This is a genomic window from Streptomyces sp. WAC05292, assembly GCF_003949955.1.
In the GTDB taxonomy this organism is placed as follows: domain Bacteria; phylum Actinomycetota; class Actinomycetes; order Streptomycetales; family Streptomycetaceae; genus Streptomyces; species Streptomyces globosus.
Map to the genome: position 1 here is coordinate 1 of NZ_RPSE01000498.1, position 3,825 is coordinate 3,825.

The 3,825-nt window shown below is 76.7% G+C and carries 4 protein-coding genes; 1 reads left to right on the top strand and 3 read right to left on the bottom strand.

Annotation, left to right across the window (positions count from 1 at the left end):
- Positions 1–1,392, bottom strand: a 1,392-nt coding sequence (locus tag EF903_RS29950; RefSeq protein WP_260616109.1) for an MFS transporter, incomplete at its 3' end; no start/stop codon positions are given.
- Positions 1,393–1,496: 104 nt separating this feature from the next.
- Between EF903_RS29950 and EF903_RS29955 the strand changes: the two genes are divergently transcribed.
- The gene (locus EF903_RS29955) at positions 1,497–1,991 is read left to right on the top strand and encodes a MarR family winged helix-turn-helix transcriptional regulator (RefSeq protein WP_125548139.1); all 495 of its coding nucleotides are present in this window, start codon (positions 1,497–1,499) and stop codon (positions 1,989–1,991) included.
- A 184-nt stretch (positions 1,992–2,175) separates the two neighbouring features.
- Here the strand turns inward: EF903_RS29955 and EF903_RS29960 are convergent, their stop codons facing one another.
- Together EF903_RS29960 and EF903_RS29965 are read right to left on the bottom strand one after the other, a co-directional pair.
- Positions 2,176–2,412, bottom strand: a complete 237-nt coding sequence (locus EF903_RS29960; protein WP_125548140.1) for a hypothetical protein — start codon at positions 2,410–2,412, stop codon at positions 2,176–2,178.
- A gap of 20 nt (positions 2,413–2,432) precedes the next feature.
- The coding region (locus tag EF903_RS29965; protein ID WP_148142606.1) for a 4-alpha-glucanotransferase at positions 2,433–3,825 on the bottom strand (1,393 nt) is incomplete at its 5' end.

The window sequence follows — 3,825 nt, forward strand, 5'->3', positions numbered from 1 at the left end:
CCGCAGTTCCGGCGCCCCGGAGTGCCGACCCCGCGGCCGGCCGGCGGCGGCCGCGGGGTCGGCACTCCGGGGCGCCGGAACTGCGGCGGTTGCGGGGGCGTCCGGGGCGTCCGCCGCGGGAAGCCGGGGCGGCTCGGCGTGCACGGCGTCCGCCGGAAGGTGCCGCTCCAGGCGTACGAGCGCGAGCGCGCACCCGATGGCCGCGGCGGCGAGGACGGCCCAGGGCAGCCGGCCGTCGACCGCCGTCAGGGCGGTGAACAGGGACGGGGCGAGCGCCGTGGCGAGCGAGTACGACAGCTGGTAGGTGGCGAGGTACCGGCCGCGGACCGCTTCGGGCGCGGCCGAGACGGACAGGGCCCCGGCGGACGGGCTGTGCACGAGCTCGCCGAGCGTGTAGACGGCGACGATGGCCAGCAGCGCGGCCACGGTGGCGGTCTGCCCGGGCCGGACCGTGCCGAGCACGATCTGCCCGGCGAACGCGGCGGCGAAGAGCAGCGCGCCGAGGGCCGCGGAGCGGGTGCGGCGGGCGCCGGTGCGGCGGACCCGGGAGGCGACGAGGATGCCGGCGCCCGCGCACAGGGCGGTGTTGACGGTGAAGGCGGCGCCGGTCAGGGAGTCCGGGCCGTGCAGCCAGGTGGCGATGTACAGCGGGAACAGCACCGACAGGGCGGCATAGCCGAGCGCGGCCAGGAAGTTCGCGGCGGTCAGCCCGAGGAAGGGCCGGTCGCGCAGCACCATCCGGTACCCGGCCGGCGTCCGGGCGGCTGCGGCGGCCGGGGCCGCTCCGGCGGCGGGGCGGACCCGGGTCACGAGGAGCCCGGCGAGGGCGAAGGCGAGCGAGTTGCCCCAGGCGGTGTGCGAGAAGGCGGCGGTGCCCCACACCCCCAGCACCCCGGAGACGATCAGCGCGCCCGCGCCCATCCCGGCGTTCTGCAGGGCACGCAGGGAGGCCTGGAGGCGGTCGCGGGCGGAGCCGCGGGCCACTTCCCCGATCAGCGACTGCTGGACGACGGGGAAGGACCGGTCGGCCACCGCGGTCAGCAGGGTGACCGCGGCGAAGGCGGCCGGGGAGTGGGCGAAGGGGTACAGCGCGAACCCGAGCGCCCGGACCGCGTAGAGGAGGAGGTTGACGCGCTTGGCCCCGAACCGGTCGACGGCCGCGCCGGCCGCCGGCATGAAGGCGAGCCCGGCGAGCCCGGTGGCCGTCAGCACCAGTCCGACGACCGCGAAGGAGAGGCCGGTGACGTGGTGGAAGAAGACCAGGGAGAAGGGGACGTACATGCCGGTCCCGACGGCGCTGATGCCGATGCCGGCGAGCAGCGGCCGCTCCCCCGGGAGCCGGTCCTGCCGCCTGTCCCGCCCCTGCCGCCGCCGTATCCGCCCGTCCGCCACGGTTCCCCCCGAAAGTAGGTCGATGGAAAGTAGCTTACTGGCAAGCTACTTTCCGTCAAGCTACTTTCTTGCGGGCGATCGGCTCGACGGCCGATACTGCGGACATGAGCGAGGTCAACAAGGACGCCGTCGACGCGATCATCGACCAGTGGGCCGCGGTGCGCCCGGACCTGGAGACGGCCCCCATGGCCCTCTTCGGCCGGATCTTCCGGATCGACCGGGCGATGGGCGACGCGATGGAGCGCGCGTACGCCCGGTACGGGCTCACGCGCGGGGAGTTCGACGTCGTCGGGACGCTGCGCCGCTCGGGCGAGCCCTACACGCTGTCGCCCCGGCAGCTGTCGGCCACGCTCATGCTGACCTCGGGCGGCATGACGGGCCGCCTGGACAAGCTGGAGAAGGCGGGGCTGCTGTGCCGCAGGCCCGACCCGCACGACCGGCGGGGGCTCCAGGTCACCATCACGGACCGGGGACTGGCCGTCGTCGACGAGGCGGTGGCGGCGGGCCTGGAGGTGCAGCGCGCGGCGCTGTCGGGCCTGGACGAGGAGGAGACCGCCCTGCTGACCGGCCTGCTCCGCAAGCTCCTGGCCGGCGTCTGAGCGCGGCGGCCGGAGGGGCGGCGGGGCGCCGTACCGCCGTAGGCGGGTACGCCGGAGCGCCGGAGGTCCGCACCGCCGCCGGCGTCTCGCACCGGCAGGGGGGACCTCCGGCGCCCGGAAGCCCGCCGGGCGGCCCCGCCCCCCGCAGGGGGCGTTCCGCCCGGCTGTTTCAGTTCGAGTCCGCTCAGCCCTGCTGCTGCTTGCGGGACTTGTCGCCGACCATCACGAGGCCCGCGATGGCCAGGAACAGGACCACCGGCAGCACGACGAACACACCGAGGGTCTCGGCCAGGCTGATGCCCTGGCCCGGGTCGTCACCGTCGTCGCGGGTCAGCGCGAGCGCGGGAGACGTCATCAGCAGCATCATCAGCGTCGATCCGGCCGTGACGGCGCCGGCGCGCAGGGCGTTCTTCTTGTCCACGGTGCAAACGTAGCGAACACCTAAACGGGGCGCGCGTCCGGGGGTGCCGTACGGGCGGGCCCGTCGTTCCGCAGGGCGTCCAGCAGGGCGTTCGCCCGCGGCGAAGCGGCCAGCGCCTCCAGCGTGAGGGGCCGCCCGTCCGCGTCGGCGAGCGGCAGCCGCCAGTTGGGGTACTGGTCCCAGGTGCCGGGGAGGTTCTGCGGCCGCCGGTCGCCGACCGCGTCCGGGAGCCACACGCCGACGAGCCGGGCGGGGGTCCGCAGCAGGAAGCCGTACAGGGCGGCGACGGCCGCCTCCTCGTCCTTGGTGTCGAAGCCCTCGTCCGCGAGCAGGTCCAGCCACTGCGCGGTGTCCGCGGCGTCCTCGGCGCGCTCCCGCTCCACGGGGCGCGTCAGCAGGCCGAGCCGGTCGCGGAGCTCCACGTGCGCTCCGGCCAGCTTGGCGGCGGTGGGCGGCAGGTCGTGCGTGGTCGCCGTCGCCAGGCAGTCGGCCCGCCAGGCGCCGGCCGGGAGCGGGGCGCCGCCGCCCCGCCAGTCCCGTTCGAACCACAGCACGGAGGTGCCCAGCACCCCGCGCCGGGCCAGGGCCCGGCGGACCTGCGGCTCGACCGTCCCGAGGTCCTCGCCGACGACCGGGGTGCCCGCCCGGTGCGCCTCCAGGACCAGCACCGCGAGCATCGCCTCGGCGTCGTACGCGACGTACGTGCCGTCGGCGGGCAGTGCGCCCTCGGGGATCCACCACAGCCGGAACAGGCCCATCACGTGGTCGATGCGGAGCGCGCCCGCGTACCGGAGCACTCCGCGCAGCAGGTCCCGGAAGGGGGCGTACCCGGCGGCGGCGAGCAGGTCGGGCCGCCACGGCGGCAGACCCCAGTCCTGGCCGCGGGGGTTGAAGGCGTCGGGCGGGGCGCCGGCGCTCGCCCGGGCGGCGTACAGGGGCTGCCCGGCGGCGTCCGAGCCGTCGGGGTGCACCCCGACGGCGAGGTCGTGGACGATGCCGACGGCCATGCCGGCCTCGCGGGCCGCCTGCTGGGCGGCGGAGAGCTGGGTGTCCGTCAGCCAGACGAGCCAGCGGTGGAAGTCGGCCGCGGCTGCGGGCGGGGCGCCGGCCGGGCCGCCGGTGCGGTCGGCGCACCAGGCGGCGTGGCGTTCGAGGGCATCGCCGTGCTCGGCGCGGAACTGCCGGTAGGCGGCCTCCCGTTCCGGGGTGCGGGGGACGGCGTACAGCAGCTCCAGGGCGGCGCGCTTGACGTGCTGGACGCCGGCCCCCGCCCCCCGGGCCGGGACGCCGCCTACCGGCAGTTCCGCGCCGAGCACAGCCATGCCCTCGACCGCCACGCCGCCTGATGCGCCGACCGCACCGGCGGCCCGGCCGCCGCCCCGCCCGCAGCGGCTGCCGCCGTCCACTGCTCGC